The organism is Pseudomonas citronellolis, assembly GCF_900112375.1.
Lineage (GTDB): Bacteria > Pseudomonadota > Gammaproteobacteria > Pseudomonadales > Pseudomonadaceae > Pseudomonas > Pseudomonas citronellolis.
In genome coordinates, this window is sequence record NZ_FOLS01000028.1 from 1 (window position 1) to 21676 (window position 21676).

At 60.8% G+C, this 21676-nt stretch carries 30 protein-coding genes; 22 read left to right on the plus strand and 8 right to left on the minus strand.

Annotated elements, in window-relative coordinates:
* The 5 genes from BM060_RS33615 to BM060_RS32600 all read right to left on the minus strand — a co-directional run.
* Positions 1-303, minus strand: a 303-nt coding sequence (locus tag BM060_RS33615; protein ID WP_218161395.1) for a pentapeptide repeat-containing protein, incomplete at its 3' end; no start/stop codon positions are given.
* A 136-nt stretch (positions 304-439) separates the two neighbouring features.
* The gene (locus BM060_RS23485) at positions 440-943 is read right to left on the minus strand and encodes a hypothetical protein (RefSeq protein WP_074983487.1); all 504 of its coding nucleotides are present in this window, start codon (positions 941-943) and stop codon (positions 440-442) included.
* Positions 940-1122, minus strand: coding sequence for a hypothetical protein (locus BM060_RS23490; RefSeq protein ID WP_074983489.1), 183 nt, complete (start codon positions 1120-1122; stop codon positions 940-942). Before BM060_RS23490 ends, BM060_RS23485 begins: the two co-directional genes overlap by 4 nt.
* A gap of 78 nt (positions 1123-1200) precedes the next feature.
* Positions 1201-1497, minus strand: coding sequence for a DUF7609 family protein (locus BM060_RS23495; protein ID WP_074983492.1), 297 nt, complete (start codon positions 1495-1497; stop codon positions 1201-1203).
* 497 nt (positions 1498-1994) lie between these two features.
* Positions 1995-2522 carry a hypothetical protein gene (locus BM060_RS32600; RefSeq protein ID WP_135499785.1) on the minus strand — a complete coding sequence of 176 codons (528 nt, stop codon included), beginning with the start codon at positions 2520-2522 and terminating at the stop codon, positions 1995-1997.
* A 14-nt stretch (positions 2523-2536) separates the two neighbouring features.
* Here BM060_RS32600 and BM060_RS23505 point away from each other — a divergent pair, with 14 nt between their 5' ends.
* The 9 genes from BM060_RS23505 to BM060_RS23540 all read left to right on the plus strand — a co-directional run bounded on the left by BM060_RS23505 (position 2537) and on the right by BM060_RS23540 (position 5609).
* On the plus strand, positions 2537-2794 hold the full coding sequence (locus BM060_RS23505) for a hypothetical protein (RefSeq protein ID WP_074983498.1): 258 nt from the start codon (positions 2537-2539) through the stop codon (positions 2792-2794).
* Positions 2791-3003, plus strand: coding sequence for a hypothetical protein (locus BM060_RS23510; RefSeq protein ID WP_074983500.1), 213 nt, complete (start codon positions 2791-2793; stop codon positions 3001-3003). The genes BM060_RS23505 and BM060_RS23510 overlap by 4 nt, the downstream gene beginning before the upstream one ends.
* 28 nt (positions 3004-3031) lie before the next feature.
* Entirely contained in the window at positions 3032-3373 is a 342-nt protein-coding gene (locus BM060_RS23515; RefSeq protein WP_074983502.1) for a hypothetical protein, read from the plus strand.
* 190 nt (positions 3374-3563) lie between these two features.
* The gene (locus BM060_RS23520) at positions 3564-3887 is read left to right on the plus strand and encodes a hypothetical protein (protein WP_074983504.1); all 324 of its coding nucleotides are present in this window, start codon (positions 3564-3566) and stop codon (positions 3885-3887) included.
* 3 nt (positions 3888-3890) lie between these two features.
* Entirely contained in the window at positions 3891-4148 is a 258-nt protein-coding gene (locus BM060_RS23525) for a hypothetical protein (protein ID WP_074983506.1), read from the plus strand.
* A 31-nt stretch (positions 4149-4179) separates the two neighbouring features.
* Positions 4180-4332: a hypothetical protein gene (locus BM060_RS33025; protein ID WP_159458834.1), complete on the plus strand. Its 153-nt coding sequence runs from the start codon at positions 4180-4182 to the stop codon at positions 4330-4332.
* 72 nt (positions 4333-4404) lie between these two features.
* Positions 4405-4842, plus strand: coding sequence for a hypothetical protein (locus BM060_RS23530; protein WP_074983508.1), 438 nt, complete (start codon positions 4405-4407; stop codon positions 4840-4842).
* An 11-nt stretch (positions 4843-4853) separates the two neighbouring features.
* Positions 4854-5225, plus strand: a complete 372-nt coding sequence (locus BM060_RS23535) for a hypothetical protein (RefSeq protein WP_135499786.1) — start codon at positions 4854-4856, stop codon at positions 5223-5225.
* Positions 5226-5240: 15 nt separating this feature from the next.
* Complete coding sequence (locus BM060_RS23540; protein WP_074983512.1) at positions 5241-5609, plus strand: hypothetical protein; 369 nt, start codon at positions 5241-5243, stop codon at positions 5607-5609.
* A 241-nt stretch (positions 5610-5850) separates the two neighbouring features.
* Here the strand turns inward: BM060_RS23540 and BM060_RS33030 are convergent, their stop codons facing one another.
* From BM060_RS33030 to BM060_RS23550, 3 genes are all read right to left on the minus strand, one after another.
* Positions 5851-6003: a hypothetical protein gene (locus BM060_RS33030; protein WP_159458835.1), complete on the minus strand. Its 153-nt coding sequence runs from the start codon at positions 6001-6003 to the stop codon at positions 5851-5853.
* Positions 6004-6963: 960 nt separating this feature from the next.
* Positions 6964-9498 (minus strand): DUF5906 domain-containing protein, encoded by a 2535-nt coding sequence (locus BM060_RS23545; RefSeq protein WP_074983513.1) that lies wholly within the window; start codon positions 9496-9498, stop codon positions 6964-6966.
* Positions 9499-9511: 13 nt separating this feature from the next.
* Entirely contained in the window at positions 9512-9781 is a 270-nt protein-coding gene (locus BM060_RS23550) for a hypothetical protein (protein ID WP_074983516.1), read from the minus strand.
* Between the two features lie 147 nt (positions 9782-9928).
* Here BM060_RS23550 and BM060_RS23555 point away from each other — a divergent pair, with 147 nt between their 5' ends.
* The 13 genes from BM060_RS23555 to BM060_RS23605 all read left to right on the plus strand — a co-directional run bounded on the left by BM060_RS23555 (position 9929) and on the right by BM060_RS23605 (position 21590).
* The gene (locus BM060_RS23555) at positions 9929-10312 is read left to right on the plus strand and encodes a hypothetical protein (protein ID WP_074983518.1); all 384 of its coding nucleotides are present in this window, start codon (positions 9929-9931) and stop codon (positions 10310-10312) included.
* Positions 10313-10321: 9 nt separating this feature from the next.
* The gene (locus tag BM060_RS23560; protein WP_074983520.1) at positions 10322-11632 is read left to right on the plus strand and encodes a DUF2800 domain-containing protein; all 1311 of its coding nucleotides are present in this window, start codon (positions 10322-10324) and stop codon (positions 11630-11632) included.
* A gap of 29 nt (positions 11633-11661) precedes the next feature.
* Positions 11662-12273, plus strand: coding sequence for an ssDNA-binding protein (locus BM060_RS23565; RefSeq protein ID WP_074983522.1), 612 nt, complete (start codon positions 11662-11664; stop codon positions 12271-12273).
* A gap of 56 nt (positions 12274-12329) precedes the next feature.
* A complete protein-coding gene (locus BM060_RS23570; protein ID WP_074983524.1) occupies positions 12330-14381 on the plus strand; it encodes a DNA polymerase family A protein in 2052 nt (683 codons plus the stop codon).
* Positions 14382-14383: 2 nt separating this feature from the next.
* On the plus strand, positions 14384-14746 hold the full coding sequence (locus tag BM060_RS33765) for a DNA cytosine methyltransferase (RefSeq protein WP_425352182.1): 363 nt from the start codon (positions 14384-14386) through the stop codon (positions 14744-14746).
* Complete coding sequence (locus BM060_RS23575) at positions 14727-15731, plus strand: DNA cytosine methyltransferase (RefSeq protein WP_425352183.1); 1005 nt, start codon at positions 14727-14729, stop codon at positions 15729-15731. Before BM060_RS33765 ends, BM060_RS23575 begins: the two co-directional genes overlap by 20 nt.
* Positions 15728-15994 carry a VRR-NUC domain-containing protein gene (locus BM060_RS23580; RefSeq protein WP_159458836.1) on the plus strand — a complete coding sequence of 89 codons (267 nt, stop codon included), beginning with the start codon at positions 15728-15730 and terminating at the stop codon, positions 15992-15994. The genes BM060_RS23575 and BM060_RS23580 overlap by 4 nt, the downstream gene beginning before the upstream one ends.
* Positions 15978-17702 (plus strand): DEAD/DEAH box helicase, encoded by a 1725-nt coding sequence (locus BM060_RS23585; RefSeq protein WP_074983529.1) that lies wholly within the window; start codon positions 15978-15980, stop codon positions 17700-17702. Before BM060_RS23580 ends, BM060_RS23585 begins: the two co-directional genes overlap by 17 nt.
* Before the next feature lie 67 nt (positions 17703-17769).
* Positions 17770-18438, plus strand: coding sequence for a helix-turn-helix domain-containing protein (locus tag BM060_RS23590; RefSeq protein ID WP_083426824.1), 669 nt, complete (start codon positions 17770-17772; stop codon positions 18436-18438).
* On the plus strand, positions 18431-18649 hold the full coding sequence (locus BM060_RS32605; RefSeq protein ID WP_135499787.1) for a hypothetical protein: 219 nt from the start codon (positions 18431-18433) through the stop codon (positions 18647-18649). Before BM060_RS23590 ends, BM060_RS32605 begins: the two co-directional genes overlap by 8 nt.
* An 84-nt stretch (positions 18650-18733) precedes the next feature.
* The gene (locus BM060_RS23595) at positions 18734-18931 is read left to right on the plus strand and encodes a hypothetical protein (RefSeq protein ID WP_074983533.1); all 198 of its coding nucleotides are present in this window, start codon (positions 18734-18736) and stop codon (positions 18929-18931) included.
* A gap of 36 nt (positions 18932-18967) precedes the next feature.
* A complete protein-coding gene (locus tag BM060_RS23600) occupies positions 18968-19513 on the plus strand; it encodes a DUF1441 family protein (RefSeq protein WP_159458837.1) in 546 nt (181 codons plus the stop codon).
* The gene (locus BM060_RS23605; protein WP_083426825.1) at positions 19452-21590 is read left to right on the plus strand and encodes a phage terminase large subunit family protein; all 2139 of its coding nucleotides are present in this window, start codon (positions 19452-19454) and stop codon (positions 21588-21590) included. The genes BM060_RS23600 and BM060_RS23605 overlap by 62 nt, the downstream gene beginning before the upstream one ends.
* Positions 21591-21676 lie beyond the last annotated feature (86 nt).

Here is a 21676-nt window from a genome sequence, read left to right on the forward strand (position 1 = left end):
CGCGCCGTCGAGGTTCGCGCCGTCGAGGTTCGCGCCGTCGAGGTTCGCGCCGCGGAGGTACGCGCCGTCGAGGTTCGCGCGCTCGCCACCTTCCTCATCGTCCAGCCACAAGCGGTGCTTTTCGAGAATCTCGGCGAGTTCGGTTGCGTTGTAGGTTTTCTCGTTCACATCGGTATCTCCCATCGGTTGGTTGCATCGGTGTGAGGGCTGACGGGGCTGGGGTTCCTCGGTGGTGCCGAGGCCGCCAACCCCCACACCGATGCAACCGGTGTTCTGTGTTGCATCGGGCCGCATTTCCGGCATCAGTGCGGCGGCTGACCCTGAGGGGGCTAGGCCCCTGCCGTGGTGGCTTGAAGTGGGCGCGGTTGCCGGAGTGCCTTGGGCTCCGGCAGGCGGTGATGAGGTCCGCCCCCTAACGACACCACTACGTGGCAGCCACCTAAGCCGTGTGTTCGAGGTACTCGCGGGCCGCAGCGATATGGCGGAGGCCGAAGCTGGTCGGCATCCAGCGGTAACCGGTTTCGGTGTCCCGACGGTCGATGAGGTGCTCGCGCTGCATGCGGTCGAGAGCGGCCTTGGACAGGGGGCGGGTGACTCGCCGCTCCAGCTCCTCGAAGCTGAGCGGGCCGGTCGCGTCTGCCAGGAGCACGAGGACCTGGGCGGCCGACGGGCTGCCAACCCACTGCTCGGGCTCGTCCTGCGACGCGTCCTCTTCCAGTGAACGAGTGTTCACCAGGTTGTAGGTGAAGCCGCCGATGTTGGGGATGACCTGCACCTTCTCGCCGGCCTGCAGCGCCTCGAAGTCCTCCTGGCCGACCGACACGGAGTCGACGCCGAGCTTCTTCATGACGATGCCGATGGCCAGGATGGTCGCCTGGGTGAATTGCTCCTGCTGGCGGCTCTCCAGGGTGGTAAGCAGTTCGAGCGATTGCGAAGTCTTCATGACGTAGGTTCCTCGTTTCCTGTTGGCGCCTGTACATCCTGTTGATTCTCCAGGCAAAGCGAGACGTCCTGGTGGAGGATCCCAAGCTGCAGCAGCGCATCGATCGTGTGTTGGCGAGCCTGGTAGACCAGGGCCCTTGTGTTGCTTTCCAAGCCACCGGGAGCGGTGGGGTGCTTCATGGAACGACTCCTATCTAATAGCACTGAGGTGAGTGCAGTCAACAAAAAGTTGATTATTTGCCTAAAAGTTTACTACCGTCATCCCGTACGGGTGACGACGGCAGCGATGATGATGTCCCCATCGTCAGCTCGGAACTCGCCGATGCTGCTTTTGTACTCGGCGCTGGTGCGCTGACGTGCGACGCGGATCTGGCCGTTCAAGGTGTTGCGGATGCGCTGCTTCTCCGCCTGGACGGCGGACCAGGCGGGTGGAGAGTTCTCGCCATCCAGGCGCACGGCGCTGGCGTAGGTCTCGCCGACCTGCAGGTTCGACAGCTGGCTCATCACGCTGTCGGGATCCGCGGGGCGGCCGCGCTTCTTGATCTCGTCGGACATCGGGTTCTCCCGGGCAGTTGGTCGCCGGGAATATAGAACACTTTGATGGGGTGTTGAAAGTGCCGGGGATCCGGCTGAGGTTCCAAAGTACGGGAATCCGGCCAGGTTCCTGAAGTAAGCCGGCGCTGCGGCGGGGCCGGAAGCCCAGGAGTCTGGCTAGGGTTCTGAAGTAAGGAAATTCTGGAACGGCGGGGATCCTGGAGTACGCGGTGGCCGGCTGGCGGTGAGGTGGTAAACACCGTGGACTGGGCTAGGTGCGGGCTTTGGTGATGCGGGTAGGTCGGTGGTCGAGGAGGGCGGGGCGCCCAGGGGCTGCCGGCCTAGTACGGCCGGGGGTAGAGCGGAGGAGAGATAGAGAAGGGCGCCGAATGAATTGACTATTGACACCTTGATTAGGTGTCTTAATATGCGAATCAACGGGGCGGGCAGCTTGACCGGTTCGTCTCCTGAATCAACTTTTTGTGCAGAGGTGCAACAGATGAATAAACACAACCGCGTTACCTTCGACAGCGACCGACGAACAGCTGTGCGCGCCGCGTGCCGAACTTGAGGCCGCGCTGTTGGCTCGCCTCCCCGGCATGCTGGCCGAAATGCGCCGCGATATCGAGGCTGCCGGGCTCTTCTGGTCTCCGGAGGATTACCCGAATTAACCACATCCAGATAATCAACATTTTGCACGGGAGAACCACGTTATGGGCGATGTCTTTTACTTCAAGGTCCGCACGGCAGACGGCGTTTTCGTCGAAGCCGAACAGCTCGCCACGTTCACCCACTACCTGCAGGCCGTGCAATTCCGCTTTGTCGTTACGCGGTTGCACGGAGGACGGCCTGCAGTCACCCATCGGGTTAGCGGCAAGTGGATAGCGGACATTCCGCAAAGCACGCTCGCTGCCTGCCGCGGCGACTATCGTGACGCCGGCAAACTGGTCCTGATCGACGTTATTAGGCGCCAGGGGGAAGAGCGCGTCTGCCAGGCTCTGAAACGGGCCGAGCAGAATTGCGTCTAGCGAATCAACTTTTTGCACAGGAGAGCCGCGTTATGGGCGATAGCTTTTACTTCGAGGTCCGCGAAGAGACGGACGTAGAAAAACTGTTCGATGGCAACGAATACGTCCGGCCGCGCTACCGCTACGACGTGTCGTCGAACCGAATCGTTGTGCAGCTTGATCCGGGCCGGATGGCGCGAGTCACGGCACGCAAGGACGGAAAAGTCCTTGTTTTCATCGTGCGCCTGGGTTCCGCCCTGGCGAAAGACTGCGCCGCCCCTCATGGCGTCTACCTGGAGACCGCAGCATGAACATGACCGCCGCCCTTGTCCTCTGGCTCTGCACCAGCGCCGCGATGGACGATTGCCAGGTTTACGTAATGGACAGCTGGCACGGGGAGGACGCCCGCCGGGAGTGTCGTGAGGCCCTGGGCGCCAGCGCCCCGGAGATGCGCAAGGTGAAGAGCGCGCACGTCCGGCTGACCTGCGAAGTGGAACGCGAACCGTCCGTTCGTTTCTAGGATCAACTTTTTGTTGAGGATTCCGACAATGCGTATCACCCATCAAGACGGCACGACCGACCGCCGCTACACGGTCAAACCGGAATTCACCGGCAAGCCCAAGCCGCAATTCGTGGCGCGGTTCTGCGGCGAATGGATAGGGGCGGCAGGCCGGGAGGCTGGCGCCTGGCTGCTGGCCGGTGCGCACAAGCATGGGCAAACGCGAGCACTCCAGAAACTGGCGTTATCGATTCGTCTGGCTCGCGAGTGCCGCCGGGATAGCTGGCAATTGCAGAGCGCGGCCATGCGGGATGCAAGCCGGCGTGTTTCTCGCGAGGCGATGGAAGATGCCCGCTACTGGTTGGACCTGGCGACTAAGGGGAGGGCTTGAGAATGGCGCAGCAACCGAAAAACCGGGGACCGATGGGCGACCTCGCTCGCTTGGCGGATTCGAACGGCGGTCGAATCCCACTTGCCGTACCTGATCACTACGTCCATTGGTGCGCGCGGCTGATGCACGGCAGCAGGCCCCAGGCGAACCGGATCAATTACAGCGTTATCCACTGCCGGGAGGATTGACCATGGATGACCTTACTCGCGAACTGGAACGCCGCGCGGCTATCGGCCTGCGCCCTTTAACGCTCCAGGGCTTGGCCGCCCGCCTGGCGAGCATCGGCTACAAGCTGGACCGCTCCGGCGACTGTCCGCATGCCGCGCGCTATGTGGCAGGTCCGCATGCTGGCGAGTCCTACCCGGCCATTAGCTCCAGCATCCGGGAGGCGGATACTAGGCTTTCGTTCGCTAACGTCGACGCACGACGGGACGACAATTTCCGCACGCTCCAGGAATGGCGCTCCAAGGGCGAGCTGTTCGCCGTGGTGCGCAATCACATTTTCGAGGTCTAAGCCATGGCGACGATTGAGGAGCTGGGCTACGCCCTGGCCAGGCAAATACCCGACATGGAAGGCGGGTTCACCGTGCAGACGAACTACGGCGACCTGCGCATCACCGGAGAGGCCGCCGTACGAATGGCCGAGCTGGCGCGCTCGCTGTTGGAACGGCAATACCGCCAGGCGAAGGGCAGGGCTACGCGTGCAAAGGCGAGTCGCTCTACTGGCGCCGCTGTGCACGGAAGGGGGCGAACCGACGATGACGCGACGACCTGATATCGACGACCCGCCGGTCTGGTGGCCGTCCATGCGTGGTCTGGTGGCCGTCCTGCTGGTAGGGGCGTGCGCCTGGCTGGCGTGGCGCTGGGCTGCCGGCGGTCATGCCTGGCTGGCTGCCGGTGCCGTGGCATTCGCCCTGGGCGGCCTGGCAGGGCTCTACCCGGACAAGCATGAAAAATAATATTGACACCTGTTTAAGGTGTTATTAACCTGTGCCTGTAGACAAGGAAAACGGCCTACGGGAGGCCCCGCCATGTTCACTATCGAAGCTAAGACTTTTGCCGGGACGTTCGTCCCCGTGCTTGGCGCGCTGCTGGTCGGCGACAAAAAGCACCACGGCGTCGAATGGGATAACGCCGAACAGGCTGCCCGCGCCGCGGTTATCGCGAATCCGGACGTGGCCCACGGCGACCTCCGCGTAGTCAACGGCGATACCGGCGAGGCCTTCTCAGTCGCTGACATCCTGGACACTGCTGCGCCTGCCGAATCAACTAAATGTGCAGAAAGGCTGCAGATCGTCGACGTGAAAGAGATCTGCATCACTGGTCGCCCGTTTTACGCCCGTGCCTATATCGCCTGGCTGCTGGAAGAACGCGCTTGGCATCTCGCCCAGGGTAACCGCGTAGACCTGCTCCTGTGGCCGCGTGACGGCCGCCAGTTCATCCGCCTTATCGCCTTCGCCCCCAATTGAGGACAGCCGCCATGAAAAGCCGAGTCAATAAAGACGCACTTCAAAAGAACATGATCCGCGCAATTGAGCGGAACGAGATGTTTTCGCTTGAGAACTGGACCACCTACGAACTGCACGACCTCGAATTCGCCGCCGAGCTGGACGGCGCGGAAAAAGCTCGCGCCGAAATCCTCAACGAACTTGACCGCCGCGACACAGCCATGCGCCTGGAAGTGGCTGAAGCACGTGACGCAAACCACGTTCGCATCCGCATGCTGAAACACGGTCACGTCCAACATGCCGCCGCAGCGCTTGGCACGCGCGTTGCCTGCATGGTAAACGCCCGCAAGTGCGCCGGCTCCGTTGGCAAAATCCCGCGCCTTCTCGCGCAGCTCAACGCCTAATTGAGGCCCGCCGCCATGCTGAACAGAACCGCTCTCAAGTCCCCGGTGTTCCTGGCTCGCGTCAAGGCTGCCGTGGTGCGTGCTGTCCGCCACTCCTACAGCCCCGAGCGTCGGGCCCTGGGCATCGGCCATGCCGTGGTGCGTGCCAAACGCACTGGCCGGCTGTCGCTGGTCGTGGTCGCTCGCCAGGGGAGGGGGCTGGAATTCTTCGATGGGGCAGACCGCGACATCACCGACGACGTGCTGTCGGCGCTGCAGGCTTTCCATGCAGAGGTGCGGGCGGTAGCGGCCAAGGCGCCGACCGTGGTGGACGGTTGCCAGGGTGTCGAGTCCTTCCCCTATGGCCGTGAGGCCCTGGGCCAGGTGCAGCTTTGCGCTGCCTGATGAATCAACATTTTGTGCTGAATAGGAGTGGAAGCGATGGGCATTGACGGGTGCAGCGTATCGGCCTCGCCGAAGTGGCAACAAGCCCCGTAGTGGTCGGGCAATCGATCCAGCCGCCTGGCGGCCGTCCGGGTAAGCCCTGTCAGAATCGATCGAATCGCGCACCCGCGACGCCCGGTAACCGATCCCCTTTAAACCCGCCTCGGCGGGTTTTCCTTTTCGCGCCTGGCGCCCCCGCCAGCTAGTCCTCCGCTTCCATGCCCAACAGGCGTTCCAGCCTGTCTAGCGCTTCATCCTGCTTAACGATCAAGTCCCACAGCTCGCGAATAAGGGTGTCCCTATCCTGGGTGTCGGTGGGGATCGCCAGTTCCTGGCCCTGCTGCCTCGCTTCCATCGTAACGCCTCCTCCGTGGTACTGGATGCACATACAGTATAGGGGCGTTTTCTTTCTCGCCAAGCCCCCACGCCAATGCCCTAGGACAGGGTGACCATAGGGCACCGTATGAGCGGCAGGCCGTCTGCCGCGGCCATGGGTGCACGAAATGCATGTAGGTAGGCCTAGGGCATTGGCGTGGGGGCTGCTGCGTGTGACAGGCGAAAGGATAGGTGGCCTAGCGGCCTTTCGTGGGAATGCGTGGCTGTTCCACGGCATTGGCGTTACTACGTTCTGTTAGCGCGTTCTGTTAGTCCGTTAGCTAAGCCCGTCTTGTTATCGCGTTTGCCTGATCCGCTTATTAAGCAGCCCCGTTAGTCCGTTCGCTCAGTCATAACTGTTAATTCGTTCAATAAGAGCGACCGTTCGTCGGCCTGCTAGGCGGTCGGCTAAGCCCGTTAACTAAGCACGTTCGGCTAGTCCGGGTCCCTCTGCGTCCGCTTAGCGCGTAGGCGGGGACGCTGAGCCGCGTTCTCGCGTTTTATCGCATTTTTGCCAAGCCCACCGTTGAGTAAACGAGTGTTCACTGAATTGCAGGCGGGCGTTGTGCGGAAATGCGGTCGCATCGACCAAGGGCAGAGCGGATTTTCACCCGGCGGCCAGGGCTGGCAAAGACCGAGGTGCCGGAAGTGCCGGATAGAGAGACGTTTTTACTATTGGATAGAATTCATATTGTTCCCTTACGTGGATTTATTGTTCTATCCGGCACTTCCGGCACCTGACTCATCAGTAAAAATAGGTAAATTCAATTAAATCAAATGGATAGGTGGGAGAGGGAAAAATACCCCTGCCCCTGGCCGATTGAGCGGGGGACTCCAAAAAATTATGCCGGAGCGTGATTTAACCGTCTTATCCGGCACTTCCGGCGCCCAGGCAAAAGAAAACCCGCCAATTGGCGGGTTTAGAGGGATAGCGACATCCTCACAAACCGTGGTCATTCGACGCGTCGATTTCGTCCTGCCTCTTCTTTATATAGGTGCGGACGCTGTGCGCGTTGCAGGTCCCCTTGACATCGGCGCCGAACATATCCGGCGTTTTCGAGTAGAAGCGACAGGTTTCACCGTCGAGTTTTATCCTCCCGAGTGACCAGTAGCCGGCCAGCTCCAACGACTTCTCCAGCGTTTTCGCCGGGGGGAGATCCACATCGTAGTCCCCATTCATCACTAGGCTGTGCAGTCGTGTGATGTTCAGCAACGCGTCGCTGATGTCAGGGAATTCGTTGGCATCAATGATCTCATTAATCAGCCGAATCTCTGCGGGTTGTGCGGCATTGGTCATGTGCCAGAACGCCGGAGTACGCGGTGCGTCGCCTCGTGGGTTGAAGTCGTCGCGTTGGTCCAGCGACAGCAGCCACTGCCGGATAGCCGGCGCCGAGTCATCCAAGGCTGCGTACAACTCCGTGTAGTAGTCCGGGTTTTCCTCCTTGAATGCGAGCAGGGCCTCGGCGTTCTGCCACCGGCTGAACAGCACCAGATAACGCCGCTCGTTGGGAGAGAGTGGCAGCGCATCCCGGTAGTTGGTGGTGATGAAATAGCTCGACGTGTTGTTGACGTTGTAGGGGTTACGCCCCTTCGGGTGAATCTCGATCACGTCGTTGGTCACCAACGGTTTGAGGCGGTTGAGGGTGTCGTGCCTGTTGTGGCCGATCATCCGCGCCTCTTCGATGGCCACAACGCACTGCCCCTCGGCCCAGCCGGTGAAGTCGCCCTCCAGGATGTGCGCGTTTGCCATCCGCACGTTCGGGGTGCCCATCACCGCCGCGAGCAGGAAAGCGAAGAAGGATTTTCCGTCCCCCTGGACACCCTGGAGCAGGATGGCGTGGTTCACGCGCTTGCCCGGGTTCTGCACGATATAGCTGAGCCAGTCGAGCAGATAGCGCTGCTCCGTCTCATCCACCAGCAGATGGGCGATGTGCCGGCGGATCCGCTTGATGTTCGCCTTGTCGATGGGTCGAATGGACTTCGGCTTGGGCGGAATCTGGTTTTCCGGGTAGGTGTTCGCCCACTGCTGGTCGGCGTGAATGAACACCGGATCACGCCCGGGAGCGTACCGGCGACCGTCGACGGCCGGGATCTTGTAGACGTTCAGGGCTAGGTGGGCCGCTGAGTGCATCGGCTGGCTTTTGCCGTCCAGCAGGTCCTTCTTGGTCATGGAGTGCCGGTCATTCATGGCGTTGAAGCCCTGCATGGTCACGGCGAATTTCCCGGCAGTATTGAAGAAGCGGTCGTCGCTCACGTCGTACACCCAGTCGCGGCACCACCGCGGCGTCTCCTTGGTGTTGATCTCGTAGGCGAGGACCTTCTTCACTTCGGGCAGCGGAACCTTCCCGCCGGTCAGCGCTACCAGGCGATCACGAGCCACCTCCGCCAGGCTGGCGCGAGAGATGTGGTCGATCTCCGCCCGCCTGGCGAGTTTGGCGATCTCGTTCCACTCGGCGCGGTCTTTCGCTTGGGCGAACCGGTCGCGCAGATCTGCAGCCGTGGTCAGCGCCTGCGTTTCGGCGGCCTCCTTGGCCAGCCGCAGGATCAGTCTGGCGGTGACCGGGGCTCGCCCTTTGTCGCTGATGTCGAAGGTGTCCCACTTCCGGTCCAGGGCATCGGCGTCGTAGTTGTCGGCGGACTCCGACCACTCGTGCCACATCTCCCGGCCGATCTCTTCACCGTCGAACTGGTGATATAGCGCCATCCCGATCTGCAACCAGACGTCGTAGTCCTCGGCGCCTGGAACCAGCATCAGTCGCTGCTGCAGCTCCGGTTGGGAGAGGTTTACCGGCTGGGAATCGGCGATGAAGGGATCGTCGTAGTCAATGTTCGAGGGGGCGCGGCTGCTGTTCAACCGCGAGCCTTTCGCTACCTTCCAACCTCGCGATTCAGCCTCGCGCTCGAACAACTCGATGAGGCCCTGCAGCTGCTCCAGCGTGATCGCTGTCAGGTCGTCGGTCGGGGTGTTGAGCGGCGTTTGATCCGTGGTCCAGCGATAGGGCCGGTGGGTGTCGGGGTGTTTGTGGAACGCGACGAACTGCTGGCCATCACCGAGCACCTCGATGCGGCAGCGTTCCTGCCACTCATTCAGGAAGGTCCGTGATGTCAGCTTGCGGAAAGGCTCATTCGTCCGGTAGAGCAGCAGGCGTTTCGGCGCCAGGCCGACGCGGATCGGCGCTGGGCCCAGGTTTTCCAGGCACCAGGCTTCCAGCTTTCCAGCCAGCTCGTCGTCGAGAACGTCGATGTCCACGGCGGGCGTGTGCGCGGTGATGATGCCAACGCCATGGTCGCCGCGGCCGTTGTCGATCCACCGTTTGAGTTGCGCATGGGTTGCCCTGGTTTTCTCCCAACCGTCGAAGCCGGGGGATTTCTTTCCAGGGGCAATCGAAATGATGTTGTAGCCGTTGTCGATCAGGTTCTTGCCGTGTTGTCGCAAGTACCCGCCGATGACCTCTCGGCCATTCGCGTGCTCCATTGCAACCTCACATCTACTGGTTGGACAGGAGGGCCTGCTCCTCGGGGAACGCCTCCGGGCCTACAAGGCCTCGGATGGCCAGCTCCGTCCGACGTGACATCTGCCCGCGCTCGATCTCGATATAGAGCTGCTTCGCGTGCAGGCCGACAGCCATGCTCAGCTCATTAACTGCGCCTTTCGGGTTGTGATAGAGCGCTGCCATGCGCACCCGGAACCCGAGCAGGCGCTGGCGCTTCTCTTCGTCGCTGAGCGTGGGGTCATTGATCCAGATGGGGAGCTGCATAAAATCAACCTTTTGTTGGTTGGTACGGATGATTTTTGGATTCTGCGGCAAAATCGTGTTGACTGCCAGTACAAAATGTTGATTCAATGAATTGAAAGTTGATTTTTACCGCCGGATTCCGGCATTCACAGCCCCCTGGAGATACCCATGGACCTCAACACCTTCGGCTCGGACCTGATCAAGCACGTTTCCCGCATCGCGAACTCGCTGGAAGCGATCGAGATGCACGTCAAGGGTAGCAAACCCGGTGCTTCGACTGGCACCGCCACTGCTGATAAAGCCAGCAAGAGCAGCGCCAAGGACAAGCCTGCCGCTCAGGCCAAACCGAAACACGATCGTGCCGAAGTCGACAAGGCCCTGATCACCCTGAAGGACCAGAGCAGCAAGGAAGAAGCCGTCGCCGTCTACAAGGCCTTCGGCTACGCCAAGATGGCGGACATCCAGGAGAAAGATTTCGACGGTATCTACGATGCTGCGGTCGCTCGCCTGGAAGAGCTGAAGGCCGAAGCCGAACAGGGCGAAGAGCTGTAAGGCGCCACCATGGCCGATCACGGATTCGATCTCGACGCCATTCAGCGGAAGCTGGGCGGGCACTCTGTGTTCGCCCCTTCCTACTCGTCGACCTGGTTGTACTGCTCGGGCAGCTTGCTACCGAGTCTTCTGGCCGACGACGACGCTGGCGAGGATGCTGCCTATGGCACCGTGGCACACGGCGTCGCCGAACGCTGGTTGAAGATGGGGTTGCGCCCGTCCGACCTGGTCGGCGAGGTCGAGGTTGTCGACGAGGGCCACGCTAAGTTCGAGATCGAGATCGATGAAGTGATGCTGGACTTCGTCCAGGAGTACATCGATTGGTGTGCCTACCTGCCGGGCTCCCTGCTCGTGGAGCAACGAGTCGATTTCTCCTGCCTCACGCCGATCCCCAACCAGGGCGGGACTGCTGACCACATCGCGTTGGAGCCGGGTGTGCTGACCATCACCGACCTCAAGATGGGGAAGGGGGTGCAGGTCTTCGCCACTGGCAATACGCAGGCTCGACTTTACGCCCTTGGTGCGTTCTTCCGGTGGGATTGGGAATACGACTTCCAGCGCGTCGTCATTCGCATCGCTCAGCCCAGGCTGGAGCACTTCGACGTGTGGGAGATCACGCGTGATGAGCTACTCCAGTTTGCGGAGTTCGCGAAGGAGCGAGCGCATGCAGCCTGGCAGCCAAACGCCCCACGCACCCCCGGCGAGAAGCAATGCCAGTGGTGCAAGGTTCGCCGCGATTGCGCCGCCAGGGCGGCCTACGTCGAGAAGATGCTCGACGGCGTCTTCGACGACTTGGACGACACCGTCACCGATGAAGACGTGATTCGCCTGGTTGATCGCCTGGACGACGAGTTCGAGACCGAGGTTTTCCACATGAAACCGCCGAGAGAACTCACCGTTGCACAACGGGCCCGGATCATTCGGTCCCGCCGTGGCATCGAGAACTGGCTGAAGAGCATTGAGGATGACTTGGAGAAGATTCTTCAGGCAGGCGGCGTGGTGCCGGGATTCAAGCTCGTGGAAGGCCGATCTAATCGCATCTTCCCCAACGCCACCAATGTGCCGAGCACCCTGGAAATGCTCACGGGAGTGCCCGAGGGGGAGTTTGTTGAACATAAGGTCTGCACCCCTGCGCAGGCCGAAGAGATTCTGGTGAAGAAGGGCGGCTACAAACGCGCTCAGCTCCCAGCCCTATTGGGCGACCTGGCGGTGAAGCCGCGGGGTAAGCCCGTCATGGCCCCGGCCCACGACAAGCGGCCGGAGCTTTCAACCAACGTCGATGACGTGTTCGATGACCTCGACGCGGACGACAACTTGTAGCTCGACAACTCAGTGAAAAGGTGAATCGCATGGCTCGTGAAATCGTCAAGAAAGTCAAAAACGCCGTCCTCTACTCCGACGGCTGCATCCGCATCGATGGTGTCCGCGCGTCCTACCCGCATCTGGACAAGGCGTGGGCCAAGAACGAATCGGATCGGGCGAAGTTCAGCATCACGGGCCTGGCCCCGAAGGAAACGCACGAAGAAGCGAAGAAGCTGCTCGTCGAGGAAATCAATAAATTGTTGACTTCCAGCAAGATCGGCAAGCTGGCTGCCGAGCACAAGTTCGTCCGCGATGGTGACAACGCCGGCAAAGACGAATGCGAGGGCATGTGGGTGATCAAGGCCAGCGAGAACGCCGACCGCCGCCCCTCCTGCCGCAACCGCAAGGGCACTCAGCTCACTCCTGACGAGGTGGCCGAGGTCATCTACCCCGGCTGCTGGGTGAACATCCTGCTGCGCCCCTGGGCGCAGAACAACCAGCACGGCAAGAAGATCAACGCGAACCTCATCGCCGTGCAGTTCGTTCGTGATGGCGAACGCTTCGGCGAGGGCCCGATCGACGATGAAGACGTGTGGGACGAACTCGATGATGACGCCGATGACGGTTACGACTTCGGCGAAAGTGACGACGATCTCTGATCGCCGGTTGTAGACCACCAGGCCGGCGCTCGCCGGCCTTTTCATCGGGGCTCCGTATGACTGTTCTACGCCTGGACTGGGAAACCGCCAGCGAGGTCGACCTGAAGAAATGCGGCCTCGACGTGTATTCCGCACACCCGTCCACCCGGGTGCTGATGGGTGCCTACCAGTTCGATGACGAGGCGGTACGGCATTGGGATACCGCGGACACGGATCGAATCCCTTCCGAACTGGCTGAGGCGCTGGAGGATCCGCACGTCGTCAAGAAGGCGTTCAACGCACAGTTCGAACGCGTCATCGCCAGGCGGGTGTTGCGGCTCAAGGTGCCTTACAGGGGGTGGCGGTGCACCATGGCACTCGCCTACGCGCACTCGTTCGTCGGTGGCTTGGGCGACATTGGCCACCAGATGGGATTGCCGGACCACCTGCTGAAAATGAAGGAAGGCGATCGGCTGATCAAGCGCTTCTCCATGCCGCAGAAGGTGACAAAGAACCAGCCGCATCGCTGGCGCAGTTGGGAGACAGATCCGGACGATTGGGCTTTGTTCGGCACGTACAACTGTCAGGACGTGGTCACCGAGGGGGCGATCGACGACACGCTGACGCCCTTCGCTGGCTTGGATTCCGAGTGGGATCTGTACGAGCTGGATCAGCTCATCAACGACCGAGGTTTGCCTGTTGATCTCGACTTCGTTGAGCACGCCATTTGGATGGCCGCCAGGCGGAAAGCCGAGCTGCTTGATGAGATGGCGACACTCACCGGCCTGCGCAATCCGAACTCGCCTGCACAATTGCTCCCCTGGCTTCAGGACCGTGGATACCCATTCGGCGACTTGGGCAAGGACACCGTGAAGAAGGTGCTGCGGGAGAACGCAGCAGCTGCAGACGATGAAATGGATGGCCAGTTCCTGGACCAAGAGGCCGTTGCATGTCTCCGACTTCGGCAGAGCGCGAGCCGCACCAGCACTGCGAAATACACGGCGCTGAAGGCGGCCGCAGGTCCGAAGTCGCGGATGCGCTTCACGTTTCAGTTTGGCGGCGCTAGCCGCACGAACCGGTGGTCAGGTCGCCGCTTTCAGCCGCAGAACCTCACGCGCACGCCCAAGGCAATCGAGCCTGATGGCGGCGACCTCCACAAGCTGGCGTTCACCACGGAGCTGATCCGCCAGGGCGACTACGATGGCTTGGGCATGATGATCGGCGAGCCCATGGAGGCACTGGCCGGCTGCATTCGCTCGGCAATTCGCGCACCGGAAGGATACGAGCTGCGGGTATGCGACTTGTCGTCCATCGAGACCTGCGTGATCGCCTGGCTGGCAGGTTGCGTGCGTCTGCTCGAAGTCATCCGTAGCGGCAAGGATCCCTACAAGGACTTCGCCACGGTGCTCTTCAGCAAGCCCTACGACGAGGTCACCAAGAAGGAACGGGGTGACAGCAAGCCAGCAGTGCTTGGTTCCGGCTATCGCCTGGGCGGCGGTGACATGAAGGAGGGCAAGCGCACCGGGTTGTGGGGATATGCCGAGAACATGGGCGTCGATCTCACCCGCGAGCAGTCGCACGAGGCGACGCAACTCTTCCGCAGCACCTACCACGAGATCCCGAAGCTGTGGTTCGCGTTGGAGCGAGCTGTCGAGCAATGCCTGCGCACAGGGGCGCCGCAGAAGTGCGGTGTGCTCCGCTTCGAGAAGGACGGCCCGTACCTGACGGTCTGGCTGCCGTCGGGCCGTCCCATGCGCTACTTCAAGCCGAAGATCGTGATGCGGGTTCCGCCGTGGGGCGGCGAGCCGAAGAAGAACTTCAGCTACATGGCCCAGCCGCAGGGCACCAACAAATGGGTTCGCATCACCAGCCACGGCGGAAAGCTAGTGGAGAATTTCGTCCAGGCCATCGCCCGGGACATCCTCAAAGAGGGGCTGCTGGCCGCACACCGAGCGGGGTTCTACATCGTCGGGCACGTGCACGACGAGATCATCACGCAGCAGCGCCTGGATGACCAGGTGCACACCCTCGAATTGCTCAAGACCTGCATGACTCGCCAACTCGCCTGGTGCCCCGACCTTCCTCTCGGCGCCGCGGGATGGTGCGGGCCGTTCTACATGAAGGACTGACCATGGATCTTACCTACGGAACCTTGTGTAGCGGAATTGAATCGGCGTCGGTAGCGGTAGAACCGCTCGGTTGGAAGGCCGTTTGGTTCGCAGAAATCGAACCGTTTCCTAGCGCCGTGCTGGCACACCACTACCCGGATGTGCCGAACCTGGGGGACATGACGCACGTTGGTGCCCAGGTTCGAATCGGCGATGAGGCTGCGCCGGATGTGCTGATTGCCGGTACACCATGCCAAGCATTCTCCGTGGCCGGTGAGCGGGGAGGGCTAGCGGATGAGCGCGGGCAACTGACTCTTGAGTATGTGAAGTTGATCGACGATGTCGACAAAGAGAGGAGTGAAAACAATGCCCCCCCCAACAATTGACGTGTGGGAAAACGTTCCCGGCGTGCTCAGCAGCAGAGACAACGCATTTGGACGCTTTCTCGGTTCGCTTTCCGGAGCAGGTTGCGAACTGCAGCCGCCAGGGAAGCGATGGCCAAAGTCTGGTTGTGTCTATGGACCAAAAAGGGCAATCGCCTGGCGAGTCCTTGATGCCCAATACTTCGGAGTGGCCCAACGACGCCGTCGTTTGTTCGTTGTCGCAAGTGCTCGAACAGGGTTCCATCCCGCACAGGTACTTTTTGAGCGAGAAGGCGTGCGTCGGGATCATCCGCCGCGCCGAGGCGAGGGGCAAGGTGTTACCAGCGCTCTTGATGCGAGCTTTGGTCGGCTCCGCGGATGCAGCGGACAGGACCTGAACCACGGGCATAGCCACCTTGTCGCTTTTGGCGGAAACAACCAGAGCGGCCCGATTGATGTGGCTACAGCACGTAATGCCAGTGCCAGTGCCAGTGGTCGACTCGACTTCGAATCCGAAACCTTCGTCGTTCATGGCACACAAGACCCAATTGTTGCTCGGGGGTGTGCCCATGCACTCGGCAGAAACAGTGGTCAAGAGAACGCGGTCTTCGATCCGAATCAAATCACCAGCGCGGCCAACCGTAGCCAGCCCGCTCTTGGTCTGTGCCATACACTGACGGCGTCAAGGCAGCCACCTTGTACCTTCGCAAGCGATGTGGCGCCAACGCTGCGGTCCGGGAACTTTCGCAGCCACAGCAACCCGTTAACCCAGGCTGACAGTCTTGTAGTGACATCGGCTGTGCGACGTCTCACCCCGCGTGAGTGCGAGCGACTGCAAGGGTTTCCCGACGACTACACGCTGATCCCCTGGCGCGGGAAGCCAGCCGAGGAATGCCCCGATGGTCCGCGTTACAAAGCCATTGGGAACTCGAAGGCCGTTCCGGTGGTGCGCTGGATCGCCAGGCGAATCGAGTGGGCGTTGCAGCATCCTTGGGAGAACGACCTGTGACACGCGAAATCGAGATCGAGCGTCCAGCCTGCGAGTATGCCGAACGCAGAGGGTGGTTCGAAGCGAAGATCGCCAGCTCGAACAAGAAGGCCATGCCCGATCGGATATTCCATCGCCGCGGCTACACGATGTACATCGAGTTCAAGCGTCCCGGCGAAGAGCCCACGCCACAGCAGCGCAAACGGCATCGTGAGATCCGCAAGCACGGTATTCCTGTCCATGTCTGCGACAACCTGGAACTGGCCTATGAACTGCTCCGGTAGCTGGGATGCATGGATCCAGGCCGCCTTCACCGGCTGCCTGCGTGACCGGGATGCAATGCATGAATACCAGGAGAGTGCGGTCGAGTTCCTCAAGCTCAATCCGTTCAGCGCCTTGTTCGTTGACCTGGGCCTGGGGAAGAGCGTTATCTCGCTGACCACGATCCTCGACCTGGTGCGCGAGTTCGAGACGGACTGCGCCCTGGTCATCGCGCCGCTCCGAGTGGCCAATGAGACCTGGCCAACCGAGATCGGGCAATGGCGCCATACAGCCGCACTGTCCGCCCACCGTATCCGTGATGAGGAGCTGGTTGAGCGGGTGAACGAGGCTGGCGCTGAGGCGCGGGAACTGCTCAAACGGTTCGGCACCGAGGCCGAGGACGTCCAGGTATTCATTCGCCGGCACCGCACGCTGGAGCTTCGCCGGAAGGCCAAGAAGCTGGGCTACGGCGGCCCGGATATTCGGCGTTACGGCGAGAAGCACATTGATGCAGCGATGGCAGATCCAGTCAGCGCAGCGGAGCGAAAACTCTTCGTGCAGGACTGCCGACGCCGAGCGGCAGCGGAGGCCGTGAGAGAACAGAAGGCCAGGAACCCAGCCTCGATCTACATCATCAACCGTGAACAGGTCGAATTCCTCGTGGATGCCTGGGGGCGCGACTGGCCCTACGACACCGTCTTCATCGACGAATCAAGCAGCCTGAAGGACCATCGCACCAAGCGCTGGAAGGCCCTGAATAAAGTCCGCCCATTCATGCGGCGTATGCACCAACTCACCGCTACGCCGGCCGCCGAGACCTACCTGCACCTGTTCGGCCAGATCTATTTGCTCGACCGCGGTGAGCGCCTCGGTAAGAGTTTCACCGGGTTCACCGATACCTACTTCAAGCACAACAAGTACGACTACAGCTACAAATTACTGCCGGGTGCGGAGGAGGCGATCGCAGCGAAGATCGCGGACATCTGCCTGACAATGAAGGCGGAGGACTACCTGTCCCTGGAGAAGCCGGTGATGTTGGTGCGGAACGTCAGGCTGTCTGAGCGGGAGCAGGACTTGTATACGACGATGGAGCGAGACTCCATCGTTGAGCTGAACGGTGTCGAGATTGAGGCTGAGACCGCCGCAGCTCTCTCATCGAAACTGCTACAGCTGGCATCAGGGGTTCTCTACGATACCCAGCTCGTACAGGATCCGATCACCGAGGAGTTCGAGAAGGTCAAGACGGTACACCATGTCCATGATCACAAGATCGACGCCCTACAGGAACTCCAGGAGGAGGTTGGCGGCGAATCGCTCCTCGTGGCTTACCACTTCAAGTCGTCGCTGGAGCGGCTGCAGAAGGCGTTCCCCGAAGCCGTCGTAATGGATCGTGAAGGCAAGGTCGTGAAGCAGTGGAACAGCGGCAAGATCAAGATGCTGCTCGTTCACCCGCAGAGCGCCGGTCACGGCCTCAATCTGCAGCACGGTGGTCGTCACGTCGTGTTCTTCGACCTACCATGGTCGCTCGAACTCTACCTGCAGCTGATAGGCCGCCTGGCGCGCCAGGGGCAGCAGAAGGTCGTGTACGTTCACCACCTGGTCGCCCAGGGCACCATCGACGAGGTGGTGCTGGATTGCTTGCTGCAGAAGCGGGATGCGCAGGACGCGCTGTTCCGGCTGTTGAAGCGCTTGCGCAAAATGAATCAACAAAAAATTGCTTTGTCTACTTGAAAATCAACTTGGGTTGTTTAAAATTACCGCAAGTTACGATTAGCCAAGGGGCTTCGCGGATACCGTTATGGCCACAGAATTTAAAGATCGACTTGTGCTCGCCTGCGACAGGGCATCTCATGTGCCGCCGAAGTTCGCAGGGCGGGGCGTCGACATCGCCAAAGCCATGGAAGTCAGCCAGGAGGCGGTGCGCCGATGGTTCGAAGGGAGCGCCATGCCGCGCCCGAAGACCATGAAGAAACTGGCGTCCTATCTTGGCTGCGATGACGCATGGCTGGCATTAGGCGTTGAGCCGCCGGTCGCTACTGTCGAAGAGAAGATATCCCGCGTCATCAATGAGAGCGGCGCAATCCAGCTCGTTGCCGGACTGATCATGCTGGATGGGCACGAGTGCGCGTTTCCCGCCGCCGGCATCAAACAGGCGAATGGCGTTGACCTCTATGCCATTAGCCGCGGTACGCAATTCGCACTCAACGTGGCGCTGGCCCGAGCAGTCGAACCCGGGAAGTATGAGGTGACGATTCCTACCGGGTACATCGGGGTGAAATGCGTCGCGGTTTTCTATCGCGCCCTCGATGATCATGATGTCGTTGTTCTCCCTCACGATGTGATCGGCAAGCACAAGCGCCCAGTTGCGTCTGGTCTTGTCCTTGACGTCGAATACGCCAACGGGGAATACCGGGTTGCTGAGCAACCTTTGCCGGTGTTCCGGGCTTTCGGAGCCTTCTATGACTGAGCAACCGTGGGTTGCAGTAGAGGAGGTCTGCCACATGTACGGCGTGACCTTCCCGACTGCCAAGAACAAAATCGCGAACAAGACCTTCGCGGTTCCGACCTACAAGGTGGGCAAAGTGCACGTGATCGCCAGGGCAGTGCACGAGGAGTTCTTCAGGCTCAAGGAAGAGGAGGGCCTCAAGCAATTGAGGGCCTCGCGTTCTCGTTCCTGATGAATCAACATTTAGTTGATCTAATGCGATTTTTATCGCTTAAAGTTGATTGTTAGTGCTGCCCGATACTGGCAGGAGAAAGACATGACTCTTGAAGAACTGTTCGAACGCGGGATGCAAGACGGGTGCGCGGCGTATCGCGTAGGCGTATCGCGCACCATGGAAGGGAAGGTCCAAATCTACATTCATCGGGAGGGGCAGGAGGATGAGATCGCTGATTTTCTCGTCCAGGGCAACGAGCTGGTCCCGTTCGACGATGCCTTCGATGACGCCGAAGGCTAGCCACACATGGTCGGTAGAAAGCCTGACAGCAAGGTCATGGATGACGAGACGAAAGGGCTCCTGTACGAGGGGGCGTCCATCTCTCAGCTTGGGCGCCTGTTCGGTATGGATAACCGTACCGTGACGGCGAAGCTCGGAACGAAGCTGCAGCCGAACGGGAAGCGGGCAGGCCACCCGATCTACTCGGTGAAGGACGCAGCCCCTTTCCTCGTCGAGCAGGACATCTCGTTGGACGACCTGGAGAAGGTCGCGGCCTATGTCCAGCAACTTGATCCCTCCCGCCTGCCGCGAATGCTCACGAAAGAGTTCTGGCAGGCGATGACGAACAAGCAGCGCTACGAGGAGAAGGCCGGCGACCTTTGGCCGACGGAGCGGGTGATCGAGGTGTTCGGCGACCTGGCAAAGACGGTTCGCATGCCCCTGGTGCTCGCTCGGGACACCATCAACAACCAGGTCGAACTGACGCCGAGGCAACACCAGATCCTCAGCGAGATCATCGACGGCATCCTTGAGGACCTGCATGCAGCAGTTGTTAAGCAATGCGGCTCGCGAGCGGCTCCGGCTGACGACCACGGTCTATAACAGCATCGAGGAGATCGCCCTGGGCGTGGCTGACATGTTCAAGCCGCCGGAGCGCCTCACGGTGTCCCAGGCGGCAGCGAAATACCGGAAGCTGAAGAACGTTGGCTCCTACGTCGGCGATTGGCGCAACGACAAGGCTCCCTACATGTGCGAGCCGATGGATACTCTGGATTCCCGCGAATACGACGCGGTGGTGTTTGTGGGGCCCGCTCAGAGCAGCAAAACGGATTCTTTGGTTTTGAACTGGACGCTCTTCAACGTGAAGTGCGATCCGATGGACATGATCATCTACAACCCATCGACGGCGGCCGCTCGGGACTTCTCGGTACGCAGGATCGATCGTCTGAATATCCACAGCCCCGCGGTCGGCGAGCTGCTGCTGAAGAAACGTGACGCCGACAACAAGTTCGACAAGCACTACACCAACGGCATGATGCTTAACCTGTCCTGGCCGTCTGTTGTCGAGTTTGCTGGCAAGCCTATTCCGCGGCAGGCGCTTACCGACTATGACCGTTTTGAGGATGACGTGGGGGGCGACGGCAACGCCTTTGATCTTGCTGCTAAGCGGGGGACCACGTTCGGCAGCTTCAAGATGACACTGGCCGAGTCGTCCCCCTCGAAGCCCATACTCGACACACGTTGGATACCGACGACGCCTCACGAGGCACCGCCGGCCGAGGGCATCCTGGCTCTGTACAACCGCGGTGACCGGCGGCGATGGCATTGGCCATGCCCGCATTGCGACGGGTACTTCGAGGGCCGCTTCAGCATGCTGGAGTGGAACGGTCGTGGCGCGAAGACGGTAAAGCTCGATCCGCTTACGGCCTCGGAGAGCGTGTTCCTACGGTGCCCGCACTGCGGTCACCCGATTCATCCTGATGAGCGCCACGAGATGCAGCAGTGGGGAATGTGGGTGAGGGAGGGGGAGGCCATCGACGCCAAGGGCCGCCGTTACGGTCAGGGCCGCAGGACCAAGATCGCCAGCTTCTGGCTGAACGGTATCGCTGCCGCATTTACCACGTGGGGTGAACTGGTGCGTACCTATCTAACGGCAGAGGAGGAGTACGAGCGAACCGGTAGCGAGGAGGCTCTCAAGAAGTTCTACAACACCGACCTGGGGGAGCCGTACCTGCCGAAGGCCGTCGATAGTGACCGTCTTCCGGAGACGCTGCAGATCCGTGCGGAGGATCTCGGCGATGAGCCCACTGTGCCGTTCGGTACTCGCTTCCTCCAGGGCACCGTCGACGTGCAGAAGAACATGTTCGTGGTCCAGGTCCACGGCATCGCTCCCGGGTATCCGTTCGATATGGTCCTCATTGATCGCTTTCGCATCCAGAAGTCAGTCCGCGTCGATGACGATGATGAGCACCTGTGGGTGAAGCCGGCGACCTACCTGGAGGACTGGGATTTGTTGATCGAGCAGGTCATGAATCGGACGTACCCTCTGGCAGATGGCAGTGGTCGGCGAATGGCGATCAAGATGACCGGTTGCGACATGGGGGGCTATGCGAAGGATAAGGGGGAGTCCGTCACCAGCATGGCCTATGCGTTCTACCGGCGACTCCGGAAGGAGGGACTGCATAGCCGGTTCCATCTGCTCAAGGGTGATCCCAACCCAGGTTCGCCCCGTGCCCGCATCACGCACCCCGATGCGACGCAGCGCGATAAGAACGCCACTGCGCGAGGCGATGTCCCGGTGCTGATGCTCAACTCGAATGTCCTGAAGGACGCGCTGCACGCCCGCCTTGATTGCATTGCACCGGGCAAGGGCATGTACCGCTTCCCCAACTGGTTGCCGGACTGGTGGTATCAGGAGATGTGCAGCGAGGATCGCACGCCCAAGGGTTGGGTGAAGCGCCCGCACGCGCGAAACGAGGCGTGGGACCTTTCGTACTACTGCATCGGCATGTGCGTGTCGTCGTTGCTCCTGGTGGAGAAGATCGACTGGTCGAACCCCCCGTCTTGGGCGGCCGAGTGGGATTCCAACTCTTTAGTCAGTCAGCCGGATACGCCGCCGCGCTTTACTGAGCCCAAGAAGACCTATGACTTCCGCGGGCTCGCCGAGAAGCTGGCCTAGTCACGCCCTGACAGTCAACAAAAAGTTGATTATTATGGTGGAAGTTGTGATTATGCCGCCAATAGAACACCCGGAAAGGTGATGCC